Genomic DNA, 14,841 nt, shown 5'->3' with positions numbered 1-14,841 from the left:
CCTACAAGGAAAGGTCATGCGGGTCGGGCGGACAAACTAAGTTGTCATTTCACGGACTTTTACCACTGGCGCTGACAGTTGATCGTGCTGAAGGCAGTCGCCGTATCTTTCGTCATCACAACTGCCACTGCGCGATCTCGCTCTGCTTCTTAACTTCTCTGTCCACAAGATCGATAAACGCGCGCAGCCTTCCCGAAACATAATGGCGCGAAGGGTAAATGATCGAGATCGGATGCATTCCGCCGACCCATCCTTCCAGAACATGAACCAGAGATCCATCAGCAATAGCCTTTCTGGCGATAAACGATGGAACCAAGGCGAAGCCCCCGCCAGATCGAGCTGCTTCGAAAACTGCCTGCACGCTCGAGAACGACAGAACCGGACGAACATCAACGCCTACGTCCTCATCACCCCGTGTGAGAACCCAGCGGTGCCGGTTGTACGGATTCAAGAACGAAATGGAAGGTGCTGACTTCAATTGGGCCGGTTCGTCCAAGGTATACTTTTTCGCAAGCGCGGGAGATGCAACGACAATGGCAGAGGACGTCGCCATAGTACGGCAGACCATATTTGAATCCTCAAGTTCTCCAACACGAATTGCGCAATCGTAGCCCTCCTCGACGAGGTCGACCCGGCGATCGCTGATCTGCACCTCTAGTGTAGTTTCCGGCCATTCTTGGCGATAGAGGGCGGCGATCCTTCCGATGGCGAGATTTCCGAACAACGACGGTACCGAGATGCGGAGTCGTCCGAAAGGCGCGTCATTACGTGTCTGCATATAACGCTTGAGATCGTCTGCGTCCTGCAGAAGAGTAGTTGCGCGTTCCAGTAGCAGCGCACCGTCATCGGTCAGTCGGAGAGCGCGAGTATTGCGCTCGAAAAGCCTCAAGCCCAGTGAGCTTTCGAGGTTTTGCAGGCGCTTGGAAAGCGTGGACCTGGGAACGCCAGTTTCCAGTGACGCAGCCACCAGCGAGCCGTGATGTGCAATGGCAGCAAAGTCATGCAATGCGACAAGATTCATCGTCCTTCCATAAATTTGGATAATGAAATCAATTTTACCCTGTTTGCGTACTTTTATGAACGCGCTAGGGTAAGAGACACGCTTAACTGTATTGGAGTTCATAATGCTTGAAATTGGTGTAATCGTTGGTAGCACGCGTCCTGGCAGAAATGCCCAAGCCGTTGCGGAGTGGGTTCTGGAGGGCGCCAGCGAGGTGGGAAACGCTACATACCGTATGATTGATATTGCGGCGTTCGACCTACCTCTCTTGGACGAGCCACTAGGCGCCAGGGCTGTGGCATCAATGAAAATGGAATATGCGCAGGAGCATACCAAGCACTGGGCATCGGCAATCGATGCACTGGACGCATTTGTATTTGTTACACCAGAGTACAATTTCGGCCCGCCGGCTTCGCTGAAGAACGCGATGGATTATCTGTATCCCGAATGGGGGGATAAGGCTGCGAGTTTCGTCAGCTATGGCGTATCGGGTGGTGCGCGAGCTGTCGCCCAACTTCGACAGATATGTGCCGAGCTTCAACTGTACTGTGTTCGGGATTCAGTGGAGTTCTCCCTGTCATCAGATTTCGAGGGGTTTACCACGTTCGCGCCTAAGCCAGAGGCTGCAGAGGGGTTGGGCACGATGGTCCATCAGCTGGAACGCTTGGCCAATGCTCTCAGGTTTATGCGTACAGATGCTACAAGAGCGGCTACCAACGGTCTTGATAGTTTCGATCAGATGCATACCTGAGGTCCTCAAGATGAACATGACACTTGATGAGTATGGAACTCTTGGAAGTCTCTGTTTCTTGAGTGGGAGCCGGCGCAATAGGGGTTCGCCGGACGCTTACAATATCTCACTTACCTATTCCCCTAAGTTAAGAGGCTCACCATGAGAGTTATTATTATTCGCTTCTTCTTTCGCACACTGGGTTTGATTCTGACCCCTGTCATGTTGCTCAGTGAAAAACTGACTACTCCCAAACCCATCAAGCGCTCCGCTGAAGCTCAGGCTGCTGTTGACAAAGCCTGTGACAACCTAGCGCTGTATCAATTCCGTGCCTGCCCCTTCTGCATCAAGGTACGCAAAGAAATGGCGCGTCTGGCTTTACCCATAGAAGTTCGTGATCCCCAGCTTGACCCTAAGCACAAAGAAGCTTTAATTGCTGGCGGTGGTCGCGGCAACGTGCCTTGTCTGCGTATTGGCAAAGACGATCCTCAGGCCACCTGGATGTATGAATCCGATGATATTATCAACTGGCTGCAAAAAGAATTCGCTACTGAATAAAGAGTTATGGTGATTTCTGGTGTATGGAAGATTGTTGAAGAAAAAGGGTAAATTCCGCAGCATTATTTGAAAAATATCAATCTGGAGTGTTTCTAACACTTATATAAGAAATTATTCAAAGGCCAGCGGGCCAGCCGAGGTGTTTCCGTCGTCCGACATCCAATGCTTCGGTATCAGATATCATGGACTGGCTGACCTGTTCAGCTAGCCTTGCTGGCGACTCCAACGGTGCAGCCTCACGCGTCAGCCACTAGTGTCCCTTAACAGAAGTTCGTGGCCTTTCAGAGCCCCTGTCAGGCGCTAGTACAAGGCGCACTCCGCTGGGAATAGTGGTTCTATTTGCCAGGAGTGCAACGCCGTAATAGTGCCTGACAGAGGCTCCCGAAGGGCGAGCCATACAAGGCCTCTGGCGGTGTTGCAGCTCTTGAAAAGGGCTACGGCCATTCCCTGCGAGCTGCGCCTTGCCAGAAACCTTGTATGACTCGCTGAAACCTACGAACTTCTGTTAAGGGACACTAGGTTCAGCACATTGCCTTCGGTATCCCTGAAGGTCGCAAAGGCCATATCGATTTCCTCGATCACGACCGGCGCCGCGATGACTTCTCCGCCGGCGTCCTTGACTGCTGCAAGTACCGCTTCGATGTCTGCCACGCGGACCACCAGCCTTGGGCTCTGCAGATCCGCCTCGCGCTCTGCTATTTCCCCGTTGATAGCGCCCAATGCCTTGCGGTCCGCATAGGCGGCTTCCTGTGACCAGCCGAACACCTTGCCGTAGAATTGCCAGGCGCGGTCGCTGTTGTCAGCCGGAATCTGGTACCAGGTCACCATGTTGAAAGGGACAGTGCTCATGATTTGCCTCCTGTTTGTTGGACAGGAAAAGCATCGCACAAGCTTGCTGACAAACTCTGTCAGTATGTTGCGTTGTGATGGATGATCCCGCCAGGTTGCAGCCGCCGCACCAGGGCGGACCCGCAGGTCTGCTCATGTTCGGGTACTGTCTTCCCGCTCCAGATCAAACTGTTTCTGGGCCTGAGCAATGGCGTCGACATGGTCGCCGATCCAATTGGATACGCCATTGAGATGCGTCGTTATTGCATGGCCCATGTCTGTAAGCGCGTAGGTCACCCGCGGTGGTATGGTCTCTTCTACATGCCTGCTGACCAGCCCGTCGCGCATCAGCAGTTTCAGGGTCTGAGACAGCATCTTCTCGCTGATCCCCTCTACACTGTTGCGCAGTACATAGAACCGTAACGGACCGTCTGCGAGCGCGATGAGTATCAGGAAACCCCAGCGACTGGTTACATGATTAAAGACATCCCGCCAGAGACAGCCGGCCTTGAGTGGCCCCTGTTCACTATCGCTATCGGTCTGCTTCACAGTGGCCATACCAGTTCCTTACCTCAAAGTGCGTTCTTGTCGTGCCAATCGGCTTTCGAATAGTATGCCCATAACCAAAACGCATGCTCAAGCCATCATTTGACTGATCAGAGGAAAAATCTGGATGACATCACCGGCGGCATTCTATTCCATCATCGATTACACGGCGCTGTCCGCGCAGTCCCAACAGGACATTGCAGAGGCCTTCGCCCAGATCCAGAGAGACTGGGTTGCACCCTATTCGGGGTTTGTTTCGGCCCGTTTTCTCGCCAGCACCGACGGCAAGGTGGTCAGGGCCATCGTCGAATGGGAAACCGAAGAGGCTTTCCATGCGTTCGAGAAAGAGTCTGACGGTGAAGGCCGTATTGCTGCTTTGGAGGCGGTCTTTCAGAAGCTCTCCACCCAGGGTTCGCGGCAGACCTTCCGTTCGGTCTGCGCGGTGCTGCCTGCGGAGCCGCAACTGTGAGTGTCGAGGTCTATGTCGACTTCGTCTGCCCCTGGTGCTACATCGGGCATCGGCGCCTGGAAAGAGTGCGTGCGGGCCTTCCGGCAGGGCATCTTCCAAAGATCATATGGCGCAGTTACCAGCTTGATCCGGAAGCCAGTGCAGTGCCTGCGCAGACCGCTGCTGAAGCCATGCGCGGCTGGTACCCGAGCGCAGCAGAAGCAGAGGCACGGATCGCGCGCATCGTCTCGGCGGGTCGCGAGGAGGGCCTGCTGCTGGATCTGGAACGGGCCCAACTGGTCAACACCTTTGACGCGCACAGAGTCAGCCATCTGGCGATGGAGATGGGCCTGGCGGAGGCGCTGCACGAGCGTATCTACCGTGCCTATCACACGGAAGGCCGCAATATCGCTGACCATCAGGAACTGACCGCCATCGCCGGTGAGGCAGGCATGGATCGAACCTCCGTGGAGGCCATGCTGGCAAGCGACAGGTTCGGCAGCGCTGTGCGCGCTGATACCCGCCGTGCGTCAGCGCGAGGAATCAACAGCGTGCCCAGCATGGCGCTTGGCAACGGCGAGGTGCACTCAGTTATCCAGGAGGATTCAGCCCTGAGTGATTTGCTCGTCAACACGCCCAGTTGTAATGGGTGAGCGTTGCGGGGTAGGCTTTCCTGATGACATCCGGAACGGTGAAAGCCTCGGGTGCCGGGAGGGCCACCAGAAGATTCCTCAATCTGTTCGGCGCGGATACCACCGTGATCGGCAGGTTGGCCACCCCGGCGCTCGCCTTTACGAGCATTGCGCTGGTCCTGGTGGCATTGGGCATCAGTGTGATGGCCTGGGCCGCCACCAGCTATTATCGCAGCGCGATCATTGAACGCGAGGGCACCCTGATACGCGAGTTTGTGCAAAGCCGCGCCGGACAGGACATCGCCTCTCTGCTCGCCTCACCGGATGACGCAGCCCGCGCCGAGGTGGGTCGGCGCATGGAGGATGTTCTGGCGCTCTCGGAAGTGGTTCGGATCAATGTGTTTGACCAGAGTCGCGAAGTCGTCTGGTCCAGCAGGGCGGATCTGATGGGGCAAAGTCACGGGGATGATCAGGTCCTTGCGCGCAGTATCGATGGTGATGTCATGCATGTGGCCGAGCCGTTCGCACGTTCGTCGCATGCAGAAACCCCCATTGACGCTATCGAGACCATCGAGTTCTACGTTCCGCTTGATTCGGGTGCGGCCGGCGTTTATCGCAATGCGGCACCGCTTGAACGCACGCTGGCGCGGGGCAGCGCCCTCATCTGGCTTGCCGCCGGCATTGGTGGCCTGTTGCTTTATGCCGCCCTGCTGTGGCTCTTCCTGCGGGTGCATTCCCAGAAAGCCGATATCGAGCACGCGCTGGTGCGTCTCAGTGCCGAACACCGGCATCTGATCCAGATGGAGAAGCTGTCCGGCATGGGCCGTCTGGTTGGTGAGATTGCCCACCAGTTGAACAGTCCGCTGGTCGGGGTGATCAATACTGCCGAACTGGCAGAGCGCCATGCAGACGATCCGGAACGCGTAAGGCAACTGCTCTCCAATATAAAGGCGTCGGGTTATCATTGCCGCGATTTCGTCGGGCGTGTGCTTGATCTGGGGCGAGAGGCGGGTACTGAACTGGTGCCACTGGATCTGCGCGCGCCAGCGGCTGAAATGGTGAACCTCTATCGTCAAACCGGCTCGCACCGCGCTGAGATCATCCTGAATCTGCCTGCTGATCCGGCGCCCGTTCTGGGCGATATCGTGCTGCTGCGACACCTGGTCTTCAATCTGATCAGCAACGCGGCGCAGGCCGCTCCTGAGTTGCCGATCGAGGTCGTTCTCGAGGCTGGCGAGGGGCAATGGCGGTTGAGTGTCCAAGACCGCGGTCCCGGTCTGCCGGGAGATCTGGGAGATCGGGTTTTCGAAGCCTTTGTGACGACGCGGCGCGAAGGCACGGGGCTTGGCCTGGCTATTGCCCGCTACGTGGCCGTGGCCCATCATGGTCAGTTGCGGGCACAGAATCGCGACGGCGGCGGGGCCAGCTTTGAGCTGGTCCTGCCAGCGTCTGCGGGGGAGGGTAACTAGATGCAGCAGTCAGTGCTGCTGGTGGAGGACGATCCTCATACCGGCGCCTTGTTTCAGGGTCTTTTCGAGGATCGTGACAGCCAGTTGGTCTGGGCGCAGACTGGCGGTGATGCGCGATCCCGGCTCCGGAATCAGGATTTCGATCTGCTGGTGCTTGATCAGCGCCTGCCCGATGCGCAAGGCATCGACCTGCTGCGTGAAATCCGGGCGAGGCGCCCCAGGCAAGCCGCGCTACTGATTACCGGTTACTCTGACATTGCGGACGCGGTGACGGCCATGCGTGAAGGCGCGCAGGACTATCTGACCAAGCCTTTCGAGAGCCTGTCCGTACTTGAAGCGGCCATAGATCGTGCCTTGTCGTTCGAAAGTGCGCGCCAACACAGCCGCCAGGTCGGAGAGCCCGGGGGCGACCGTGACAGGCGGCCTCTTGTGGTGTCGAAGGCCATGCGCCATCTGATGGAGCAGGCCGACCTGGTGGCTGCCAGCGATGCAGGCGTTCTTGTCAGCGGTGAAACCGGCACCGGCAAGGGGGTGATTGCCCAGCACATTCACCATGCCAGTCGACGCAGCAAGGGGCCCTTTATCGCGGTTGACTGTGGGGCCATCCCGGAGAATCTTCTGGAAGGGCTTCTGTTCGGCTATGAGCGCGGCGCCTTTACCGGCGCCAGCCAAGCCAACCCCGGGCTCGTGGAGGCGGCTCACCAGGGCACACTCTTTCTGGACGAACTGGGTGAGATGTCACCGCGTCTGCAGATGACACTGCTGCGGGTGCTGGAAGAAAGGGCGGTGCTGCGGCTGGGCGCGAGCCAGCCGCGCCCCTGCGACTTCCGCGTGATTGCCGCCACGCATCGCAATCTGCATGAAGCCGTCAAAGAGGGCCGGTTTCGGGCCGATCTGTTCTACCGGCTGCGCGCGGTGGAACTGCATGTGCCGCCGCTGCGGGAACGTCGCGATGCAATCGTGCCGCTTGCCGAGCGCTTTCTGGCCGAATTCAATGCTCGTGATGAACGCAATATTGGCCCCTTTACCGATGACGCGGTTCAGTACATGCAAGCTGCCCCCTGGCCGGGCAATGTGCGCGAGTTGCGTCATACGATCGAGCGCATCGTGGCTACGCGGCTAGATGGTCCCATCGGTTTCGGTGCGTTCACTGCCGGGGAGCAGAACGCAGGCACCATGGCGCTGCAGGAGCTTCAACTGCCACTGGATGCGCGGCAGGCGCAGGATCACTTCGAGCAGGCCTATCTGCGCCAACTGATGGATCGTGCCGGTCACAATGTGTCGCAGGCAGCGCGGCTGGCAGGGCTGTCGCGGCAAGCCCTGCATGCGCGCCTGGTTCGCACCGGCATTCATCCACGCAACGGTCGGCCCTCCTGATCAGTTCCGTTGCTGTTCCCTGAGTGTGTTGTAGCGGTCGATCTGTTCCTCGTGCAGTATTTCAAGTGTATCGAGATGCGTTGCGAGATGGACATGGCGCAACCTGGCCCGGCTTTCGGCTATCTCACCCAACAGATCCTGCAAAATCTCCTTATCGATGGCGCGCTCACGAAAGCGCCTGTTGAGTTCGGCTTCCAACTCGATAAAGCGTTCGCCTTCTTCAATTGCGGCGGTTCGCATGGCGTCTTCAAGGCCACGGATCTGCCCGGCCTGTCTGGCGTCCAGCTCGATTTCCTGTTCTAGCTCCAGCAGGTGAGCCGGCCCGGGTACGCCATTGAGCTCGGCTGGCAACGCCAGATCCCAGCCGGCCCCGGCACGCAATTGTGCGATGTCCTGTGTGGACAGGCTTGCGATGGCCTGTGATTGCTGATCTTCGCTGCCTTGATGTTCGTGTTCATGCGTTTGGTCATGCCCAAGCAAGGGATGGGAGATCAAAACCGTTGCCACAAGCATTACTGGTCTTTTCATTATGTTTGTACGCTCCTGATGCGTGGTCCTGGTGCAGGAAAACTGACGCGGCTTCCGGCCGCCTTGTTCTGGCCGGGAGCCGCGTCACTTCTACTCGACGATGGTACGCAGTTCCCATTCTGGCAGGCGCTCGACCAGATCCCGGAAGCTGTGCTCAGTCTCCACATCCACGCCCTGCCGCACCTGTGCAGCGCCCGGATGCTCCGAGTTGAGGAACTGCCAGACCATCTGGGATGGGTACATGACCGGCACATCAGTCCATTCAACCTCTGCAGCATCAAGGTCGCCCTCGGTGCGCACCGCAACAATGTCGGCCTCGTCATTGCCCAGCCCAAGCGAGGAAGGCATGGACACCAGGTGCCAGCGCGCGCCGACCTGGCCTTCATGAACGGCAAAGGCGACCGGGTAAACACCGTCATCTTCCAGGGTCTTGCTGTCCATCGGATCGGGCGCTTCCAGTGTGCGGGTCAGGCGAACCCGCCACACGCCGTCCTCCCAGCGCCCGTCGGCGGCGATGGCGGCCCGGCTGCCTTCTCCGGCGCTGAGAAAGCGGAAGGGCAGGGTGTCGCCGTCCTGCCAGTCGTGATCAGGATCGAAGGGTACGGCGAAATCTTCCGCCAGATAGTAATAGTCGTCCTGGCCGTATTCCCGCGCGAAGATGCCTTCGGCTTCGATCGCTGCGATGCCTGTTGCATCCGGGTCGAACATCCACAGCGGCTGCTCGGTGTCATCGTCCCAGTTGTTGGAGAACATGCTGCTGCCGGATGAACTGTGACGATACTCGAGGACATAGCCGTTGTCGGCCAGACCGACCGGATTACTGCGGTGGGCCCGCCATTGCCAGAGATCAAGAAATACCCCGTCCGCGCGCAGCTGTTCCAGAGCCTCCTCGTCGTGGACGCCATCCCAACTGACCTCGGCGCCCTCGCCTTCACGCGACTGGGGAATGAACTTGCGCACGTCCGAACGTCCTAGCGTTTGCCCAAGATGGGGGTGTGCCGAAACTTCGTCCGAGTCAACAGCACTGGTCAGGCTGCGCATCCCCTCGTGGGAGGTGATGAAACCGCCATAGGCGGCAAAGCCCTCAACGCTGTTGTCATCCAGCATCATCGAGATTCGGTCTTCATACAAACCGTCCGGTTCAGGGCCTGCCTGGGCGCCACCATAGCGCACCCATTCACCCTCCTCGTAGACCAGGTACTGATGGTACCAACTGGGGTCATCGGTCTCGAATTCATACCGAATCTGAAACTCCTCGTCGTTGTAGACAGCGCCGACCCGCAAGACGGCCTCTCGATCGTCCTCGGCGGGAATCCAGATGTTGCGGTCCATATCCACGACAGGCTCGGAAGGGTCGTAGGCGACCGCTGCTCCGGCGATCAGAGTGCACAGTGCAGTTGCACTGACGAGAACGGTTTTCTGAGATCTTGCGCGAACGAAATCGACCATGTCTGGCCTCCTTGTATGCGGGATGCGAGTTGAGTCGATTCCATAACAGCAAAGGCAGTGCCAACTGCATTTGGTATATATTTCAATGACTTGCAAAAGGGTGTGCCGGACGCGACAGACAACCAGGCTTTACAGGTGTCAATTGCAGTTGCCGTTGTATCAACGCTTCAGGCCATGCGGCGAGATTAATTTGACTGCGGGAGCTTGAGGGAGGTTTCAATCGATGGTAATTTTCAGGTTCGTTTGAAACAAGCGAACAATAACAACAGAAGGGAAAGCAAAATGAAAAAATCACTTGCTGTGGCTGCAGCAGCCAGCCTGCTCAGCACCTCGGTCATTGCCCAGACCCAAATCCAGTTCTGGCACGCCATGGGCGGCACCCTCGGTGATCTGACCGAAGGCGTCGTCGACGGCTTCAATGCCTCTCAGGACGACTACCATATCAACGCCAGTTACCGCGGTAACTACAACGAAACCATGACCGGCGCCATTGCGGCTTTCCGTGCCAATGAGCAGCCCGCCATCGTGCAGGTTTACGAAGTAGGCACCGCCACCATGATGTCGGCTGAAGGCGCCGTGTATCCCATGTATCAGTTGATGGACGAATTCAGCAGCGGCTTTGACCAGTCTGATTACCTGGCCAGTGTGACCGGCTACTATGCGGACCCGAACGACAACATGCTGTCCTTCCCGTTCAACAGTTCCACCCCGGTGCTGTACTACAACCGCGAGGCTTTCGAGGCCGCCGGCCTGCCGGATCGTGGCCCGCGTACCTGGAACGAAATGGAGGAGTTCGCGGAGACATTGATGGACGCCGGCTATGACTGTGGTTTTACCACCGCCTGGCAGTCCTGGGTGCATCTGGAAAACCTGTCGGCTCGTCACGATGTGCCGTTTGCGACGCAGGCCAATGGCTTCGGCGGCCTGGATACCGAGCTGGTGTTCAATGATGAACTGCAGATTCGTCATGTCGAGAAGATGGGCGAATGGCAGCAGAGCGGCATATTCAGCTACAGCGGCCGCACCAATGAAGGCTCCTCCAAGTTCTATAGCCAGGAATGCGCGATGTACACCGAGTCTTCGGCCGGCTATGCGGGGATCAACGCCAACGCCGATTTCGATTTCGGTGTCAGTGAACTGCCGTACTGGGACGACATGATCGATACCCCCCAGAACACCATCATCGGCGGCGCCACTCTGTGGGTGCTGCGCGGACATGACGATGCCACCTATGAAGCCGTAGCGGCGTTCTTCGACTATCTGACCGAGCCCGAAGTACAGGCTCAGTGGCATATGGATACCGGTTATCTGCCGGTCACGCACGCTTCCATCGCGGTTACCGAGGACAGCGGCTTCTATGACGAGAACCCCGGCACCGACACCTCTGTTCGTCAGATGACTGCAGTAGAGCCCACCGACAACTCGCGCGGCATCCGTCTCGGCAATTTCCCGCAGATTCGCGGCATTATCGACGAGTCGCTGGAGTCCGTGTGGAACGGCAATGCCACGGCAGAAGAGGCACTGGACCGTGCAGTTCGTCGCGGCAATGAGCAGTTGCGCCGTTTCGAGCGCGCCAACTGAACCACCACCACTGGTCGGGGCCTCTGACCGGGCGCCCCGGCCCCGTTTTCCGAACCTTGATATCGACGCTGTCCGCTCAGCGGCGCAGCGTCGTGTCTCCGACACACCGTGAGCATACCCATGCACGATAATGTCGTTTTCAACAACAAGGTGCTGCCTTATTTCCTGTTGGCGCCGCAGCTTGTCATCACGCTGGTCTTTTTTATCTGGCCAGCCGGGCAGGCGCTGTATCAGTCCTTTCTGATCGAGGATGCCTTCGGCTTCTCGCGCGAATTCGTTTGGCTGGACAACTTCATCTATCTGTTCAGCGATGACGAGTACTGGAATTCCATCCGTGTCACCTTTGTTTTCAGCGGGCTGGTGGCGTTCAGCGGCATGGCTGTGGCGCTATTGCTGGCGGCCATGGCCGACCGGGTCATCAAGGGTGCGACCACCTACAAGACGCTGTTGATCTGGCCCTATGCGGTGGCGCCGGTGGTGGCGGCGGTGATCTGGTGGCTGATGTTCAATCCGTCCATCGGTATTCTGGCCTTCCTGAGCTGGACGCTGGGCCACCAGTGGAACCACTACGTCAATGCCAACGAGGCCATGGCCGTGGTGGTAATCGCTTCGGCGTGGAAGCAGATCAGCTACAACTTCATTTTCTTCCTGGCTGGCATGCAGGCTATTCCGCGCTCTCTGATCGAGGCCGCAGCCATTGACGGCTCCGGGCCGTTCAAGCGTTTCTGGCAGATCGTGTTTCCGTTGCTGTCACCGATCGCCTTCTTCCTGCTGGTGGTCAATGTGGTCTATGCCTTCTTCGAAACCTTTGGGGTTATTCATGCGACTACCCTCGGTGGGCCGGGCAATGCCACGCGCACTCTGGTGTACAAGGTCTATGAAGACGGTTTTGTGGGTCTGGACATGGGCAGTTCGGCAGCACAGTCCGTCATCCTGATGATTCTGGTCATCACCCTGACCATCATCCAGTTCAAGTTCATCGAGCGGAAGGTACAGTACTGATGATTGAGAACCGTCCCTGGCTTACAGCTGTCCGGCATCTGGTGCTGATTCTCGGTATCATCGTCATCGGGTTGCCTATCTGGATTGCGCTGGTCGCCTCCACCAATACTTCTGCCTCCTTTGTCTCCGGTGTCATGCCGATGTGGTTCGGTGAAGAGGGGCTGAACAATTTCCGCCGTGTCCTGACCAACGAGGGTCGTGTGCTGGGTGTCGGTGTTTCGGCGTCCTGGATGATGTGGAACAGCTTCATCATGGCCATGGTCATTGCGATCGGCAAGATCACCATCTCGATCCTGTCGGCCTTTGCCATCGTCTATTTCCGCTTCCCGTTCCGCCGCACCTGCTTCTGGATGATTTTCATCACCCTGATGCTGCCGGTCGAGGTGCGCATACTGCCCACCTATGAGGTGGTCGCCAGTCTCGGCATGCTGAACTCCTATGCCGGTCTGACCATTCCGCTGATCGCCAGTGCGACAGCCACCTTCCTGTTCCGGCAGTTCTTCCTGTCGATTCCGGACTCCCTGGCCGAAGCGGCCCGGATTGACGGCGCCGGGCCGATGAAATTCTTCAAGGACATTCTGCTGCCACTGTCCGTGAACAATATCGCGGCCCTGTTCGTGATTCTGTTCATCTACGGCTGGAACCAGTATCTCTGGCCGCTGCTGATCACCACCGACGAGAACTATTACACCATCGTTATGGTGATCAAGCGTCTGATGACGGCCGGTGAAGGCAATGTACCCTGGAACATCATCATGACTACCACTGTGCTGGCCATGTTGCCGCCGGTTGTGGTGGTGCTGGTGATGCAGAAATTCTTCGTTCGCGGCCTGGTGGAACAAGAAAAATAGAGCTGAGCAGGAACAATAAAGAGGATACGACAAGTGGCCACAGTTTCACTGCGTAATATCAAGAAGACCTACAGCAATGGCTTCAAGGCCATTCACAACCTCAACCTGGAGATCGAGGACGGCGAGATGATCGTACTCGTCGGTCCGTCCGGATGCGGAAAATCCACATCACTGCGGATGGTGGCAGGGCTCGAAGCTACCAGCGAGGGTGACCTCTATATCGGCGACAAGCGGGTCAACGATCTGGAACCGTCCGAGCGTGATATTGCCATGGTGTTCCAGAACTATGCGCTCTATCCCCACATGTCCGTGGCCAGGAACATGGGCTACGGGCTGAAAAATCAGGGGCTGCCCCGGGACGAGATTCGCCGCAAGGTCGAGAAGGCGGCGCGTGTTCTGGAAATCGAGCACCTGCTGGACAACAAGCCAAAGCAACTGTCCGGCGGTCAGCGCCAGCGGGTCGCCATGGGGCGCGCCATTGTGCGCAACCCCAAGGTGTTTCTGTTCGATGAGCCGCTGTCCAATCTGGATGCCAAGCTGCGGGTGCAGATGCGTATCGAGATCAAGCGCCTGCAGCAGGAGTTTGCGACCACGGCGATCTACGTGACGCATGATCAGGTTGAGGCCATGACGCTGGCTGATCGTCTGGTGGTCATGAATGGCGGCAAGGTCGAGCAGGTCGGACCGCCGCTGGACCTGTACGAAAAACCCGAAACACAGTTTGTGGCGGGTTTTCTCGGTTCGCCGGGCATGAATTTCATGCCCGCCAGAATACAGGGGCAGGCACTGCTGGTGCAGGGCGACCACCGCATTGATCTGCCCGACATGGCAGAGCTGGCACAGTGGGATGGTCGGGATATTACCTTTGGTGTTCGTCCCGAGCATCTGGAAGCCTGCAGTGAGGCGGAAGCGGATTTTCATCTGAAAGTGGATATCATTGAGCCTCTGGGGGCAGATACATTGCTCTATGGGCATCTGCCCGGCAGCGACAGCCTGATGATTGCTGAGCAGCCCGGCAAGCGCCGCTATACCAGAGGTGATGTGGTGCCCTTGCGGGTTGACCGCGAGCGCCTGCATCTGTTCGATGCCGAAACAGAGCAGAGACTCAACGAATGATTGCAGACCGACTGATCGCCCATCGCGGCTGTGCGCTGTTGCGCCCCGAGAATACGCTGGAAGCCATGCGAGTGACGGCGGATCTGGGTGTACCCTGGGTGGAGATCGATGCCAACCTGCTGGGTGATGGTACGGCCATCATGTTTCATGATGACTATCTTGACCGGCTGACCAATGGTTCTGGGCCTTTGGCCGCCTGTAACTGGCAGGATGTTGCGACGCTGGATGTCGGCAGCCACTTCTCGACTGAGTACAGTGCTGAACGTATTCCCCGGCTGGATGACGCCGTGGCGCTGATCGATGAATTGAGGCTGGGGCTGAATCTGGAGATCAAACTGTACCCGCACTATGCGGTCGCAGACATTCTGCCACCGGTGGTGGCGGTACTTGAGAAAAGCTGGTCACGATTCGACAACCTGATCATCTCCAGTTTCAGCACCGAAGCATTGCGGGCACTGCGTGCCCTGCAACCCGACTGGCAACTGGGTCAGCTCTGGGAGCGTATCCCTGCCGACTGGGCCATGCTGGCCGAGGAACTGGGGCTGGTTAGCATACACTGTGACTATCGCTATCTGGATGTTGCTACCATTGCGGCGATCAAGGCAGCAGGACTGGATCTCTACTGCTACACGGTCAATGATCCGACGGCCGGGCAGGTATTATTGAAGGCGGGGGTGGACGGACTGATTACCGACAACCCGCTGTTGTTCAATCTGCAAGACTGAA

16 protein-coding genes are annotated in these 14,841 nt (G+C 57.8%); 11 read left to right on the top strand and 5 right to left on the bottom strand.

Features of this window, described 5'->3' with window-relative positions; genetic code table 11:
• Window positions 1–115: 115 nt before the first annotated feature.
• A complete protein-coding gene (locus E4656_RS19275; RefSeq protein WP_167856154.1) occupies window positions 116–1,021 on the bottom strand; it encodes a LysR family transcriptional regulator in 906 nt (301 codons plus the stop codon).
• 103 nt (window positions 1,022–1,124) lie between these two features.
• On the opposite strand from E4656_RS19275, the gene E4656_RS19270 reads away from it, so the two are divergent.
• Together E4656_RS19270 and E4656_RS19265 are read left to right on the top strand one after the other, a co-directional pair.
• Window positions 1,125–1,751 (top strand): NADPH-dependent FMN reductase, encoded by a 627-nt coding sequence (locus E4656_RS19270; protein ID WP_135484961.1) that lies wholly within the window; start codon window positions 1,125–1,127, stop codon window positions 1,749–1,751.
• 141 nt (window positions 1,752–1,892) lie between these two features.
• A complete protein-coding gene (locus tag E4656_RS19265; RefSeq protein WP_135484960.1) occupies window positions 1,893–2,288 on the top strand; it encodes a glutaredoxin family protein in 396 nt (131 codons plus the stop codon).
• A gap of 492 nt (window positions 2,289–2,780) precedes the next feature.
• Here the strand turns inward: E4656_RS19265 and E4656_RS19260 are convergent, their stop codons facing one another.
• Together E4656_RS19260 and E4656_RS19255 are read right to left on the bottom strand one after the other, a co-directional pair.
• Entirely contained in the window at window positions 2,781–3,137 is a 357-nt protein-coding gene (locus E4656_RS19260) for a VOC family protein (RefSeq protein WP_135484959.1), read from the bottom strand.
• Between the two features lie 132 nt (window positions 3,138–3,269).
• Window positions 3,270–3,674, bottom strand: coding sequence for a winged helix-turn-helix transcriptional regulator (locus tag E4656_RS19255; RefSeq protein WP_135484958.1), 405 nt, complete (start codon window positions 3,672–3,674; stop codon window positions 3,270–3,272).
• Between the two features lie 115 nt (window positions 3,675–3,789).
• Here E4656_RS19255 and E4656_RS19250 point away from each other — a divergent pair, with 115 nt between their 5' ends.
• The 4 genes from E4656_RS19250 to E4656_RS19235 are packed head-to-tail and all read left to right on the top strand — an operon-like array spanning window position 3,790 to window position 7,588.
• On the top strand, window positions 3,790–4,131 hold the full coding sequence (locus tag E4656_RS19250; RefSeq protein ID WP_135484957.1) for an antibiotic biosynthesis monooxygenase: 342 nt from the start codon (window positions 3,790–3,792) through the stop codon (window positions 4,129–4,131).
• On the top strand, window positions 4,128–4,763 hold the full coding sequence (locus tag E4656_RS19245) for a DsbA family oxidoreductase (RefSeq protein WP_167856153.1): 636 nt from the start codon (window positions 4,128–4,130) through the stop codon (window positions 4,761–4,763). The genes E4656_RS19250 and E4656_RS19245 overlap by 4 nt, the downstream gene beginning before the upstream one ends.
• A 23-nt stretch (window positions 4,764–4,786) precedes the next feature.
• Window positions 4,787–6,211, top strand: coding sequence for a sensor histidine kinase (locus E4656_RS19240; protein WP_135484955.1), 1,425 nt, complete (start codon window positions 4,787–4,789; stop codon window positions 6,209–6,211).
• Window positions 6,212–7,588 (top strand): sigma-54-dependent transcriptional regulator, encoded by a 1,377-nt coding sequence (locus tag E4656_RS19235; protein WP_135484954.1) that lies wholly within the window; start codon window positions 6,212–6,214, stop codon window positions 7,586–7,588.
• On the opposite strand, the gene E4656_RS19230 is transcribed toward E4656_RS19235, so the two are convergent.
• Together E4656_RS19230 and E4656_RS19225 are read right to left on the bottom strand one after the other, a co-directional pair.
• A complete protein-coding gene (locus E4656_RS19230) occupies window positions 7,589–8,101 on the bottom strand; it encodes a hypothetical protein (RefSeq protein WP_167856152.1) in 513 nt (170 codons plus the stop codon). It abuts the gene before it with no gap.
• 105 nt (window positions 8,102–8,206) lie between these two features.
• Window positions 8,207–9,565, bottom strand: a complete 1,359-nt coding sequence (locus E4656_RS19225) for an ethylbenzene dehydrogenase-related protein (RefSeq protein ID WP_135484952.1) — start codon at window positions 9,563–9,565, stop codon at window positions 8,207–8,209.
• Window positions 9,566–9,847: 282 nt separating this feature from the next.
• Here E4656_RS19225 and ugpB point away from each other — a divergent pair, with 282 nt between their 5' ends.
• From ugpB to E4656_RS19200, 5 genes are all read left to right on the top strand, one after another.
• Entirely contained in the window at window positions 9,848–11,146 is a 1,299-nt protein-coding gene (gene ugpB / locus E4656_RS19220; protein WP_135484951.1) for a sn-glycerol-3-phosphate ABC transporter substrate-binding protein UgpB, read from the top strand.
• A 120-nt stretch (window positions 11,147–11,266) separates the two neighbouring features.
• On the top strand, window positions 11,267–12,148 hold the full coding sequence (gene ugpA / locus E4656_RS19215; RefSeq protein ID WP_135484950.1) for a sn-glycerol-3-phosphate ABC transporter permease UgpA: 882 nt from the start codon (window positions 11,267–11,269) through the stop codon (window positions 12,146–12,148).
• Entirely contained in the window at window positions 12,148–12,999 is an 852-nt protein-coding gene (gene ugpE, locus E4656_RS19210) for a sn-glycerol-3-phosphate ABC transporter permease UgpE (protein WP_135484949.1), read from the top strand. The genes ugpA and ugpE overlap by 1 nt, the downstream gene beginning before the upstream one ends.
• 33 nt (window positions 13,000–13,032) lie before the next feature.
• Window positions 13,033–14,115, top strand: coding sequence for a sn-glycerol-3-phosphate import ATP-binding protein UgpC (locus E4656_RS19205; RefSeq protein WP_135484948.1), 1,083 nt, complete (start codon window positions 13,033–13,035; stop codon window positions 14,113–14,115).
• On the top strand, window positions 14,112–14,840 hold the full coding sequence (locus tag E4656_RS19200; protein WP_135484947.1) for a glycerophosphodiester phosphodiesterase family protein: 729 nt from the start codon (window positions 14,112–14,114) through the stop codon (window positions 14,838–14,840). Before E4656_RS19205 ends, E4656_RS19200 begins: the two co-directional genes overlap by 4 nt.
• Window position 14,841: the final 1 nt, after the last annotated feature.

The organism is Natronospirillum operosum, assembly GCF_004768465.1.
In the GTDB taxonomy this organism is placed as follows: domain Bacteria; phylum Pseudomonadota; class Gammaproteobacteria; order Pseudomonadales; family Natronospirillaceae; genus Natronospirillum; species Natronospirillum operosum.
This window is presented reverse-complemented; position numbering and strand designations above follow the sequence as displayed.

Excerpts from the sequence above, each read along its gene's own strand:
- E4656_RS19275 (WP_167856154.1), bottom strand. The coding sequence starts at position 1,021 with ATGAATCTTGTCGCATTGCATGACTTTGCTGCCATTGCACATCACGGC.
- E4656_RS19270 (WP_135484961.1), top strand. The coding sequence starts at position 1,125 with ATGCTTGAAATTGGTGTAATCGTTGGTAGCACGCGTCCTGGCAGAAAT.
- E4656_RS19265 (WP_135484960.1), top strand. The coding sequence starts at position 1,893 with ATGAGAGTTATTATTATTCGCTTCTTCTTTCGCACACTGGGTTTGATT.
- E4656_RS19260 (WP_135484959.1), bottom strand. The coding sequence starts at position 3,137 with ATGAGCACTGTCCCTTTCAACATGGTGACCTGGTACCAGATTCCGGCT.
- E4656_RS19255 (WP_135484958.1), bottom strand. The coding sequence starts at position 3,674 with ATGGCCACTGTGAAGCAGACCGATAGCGATAGTGAACAGGGGCCACTC.
- E4656_RS19250 (WP_135484957.1), top strand. The coding sequence starts at position 3,790 with ATGACATCACCGGCGGCATTCTATTCCATCATCGATTACACGGCGCTG.
- E4656_RS19240 (WP_135484955.1), top strand. The coding sequence starts at position 4,787 with ATGACATCCGGAACGGTGAAAGCCTCGGGTGCCGGGAGGGCCACCAGA.
- E4656_RS19235 (WP_135484954.1), top strand. The coding sequence starts at position 6,212 with ATGCAGCAGTCAGTGCTGCTGGTGGAGGACGATCCTCATACCGGCGCC.
- E4656_RS19230 (WP_167856152.1), bottom strand. The coding sequence starts at position 8,101 with ATGCTTGTGGCAACGGTTTTGATCTCCCATCCCTTGCTTGGGCATGAC.
- E4656_RS19225 (WP_135484952.1), bottom strand. The coding sequence starts at position 9,565 with ATGGTCGATTTCGTTCGCGCAAGATCTCAGAAAACCGTTCTCGTCAGT.
- ugpB (WP_135484951.1), top strand. The coding sequence starts at position 9,848 with ATGAAAAAATCACTTGCTGTGGCTGCAGCAGCCAGCCTGCTCAGCACC.
- ugpA (WP_135484950.1), top strand. The coding sequence starts at position 11,267 with ATGCACGATAATGTCGTTTTCAACAACAAGGTGCTGCCTTATTTCCTG.
- ugpE (WP_135484949.1), top strand. The coding sequence starts at position 12,148 with ATGATTGAGAACCGTCCCTGGCTTACAGCTGTCCGGCATCTGGTGCTG.
- E4656_RS19200 (WP_135484947.1), top strand. The coding sequence starts at position 14,112 with ATGATTGCAGACCGACTGATCGCCCATCGCGGCTGTGCGCTGTTGCGC.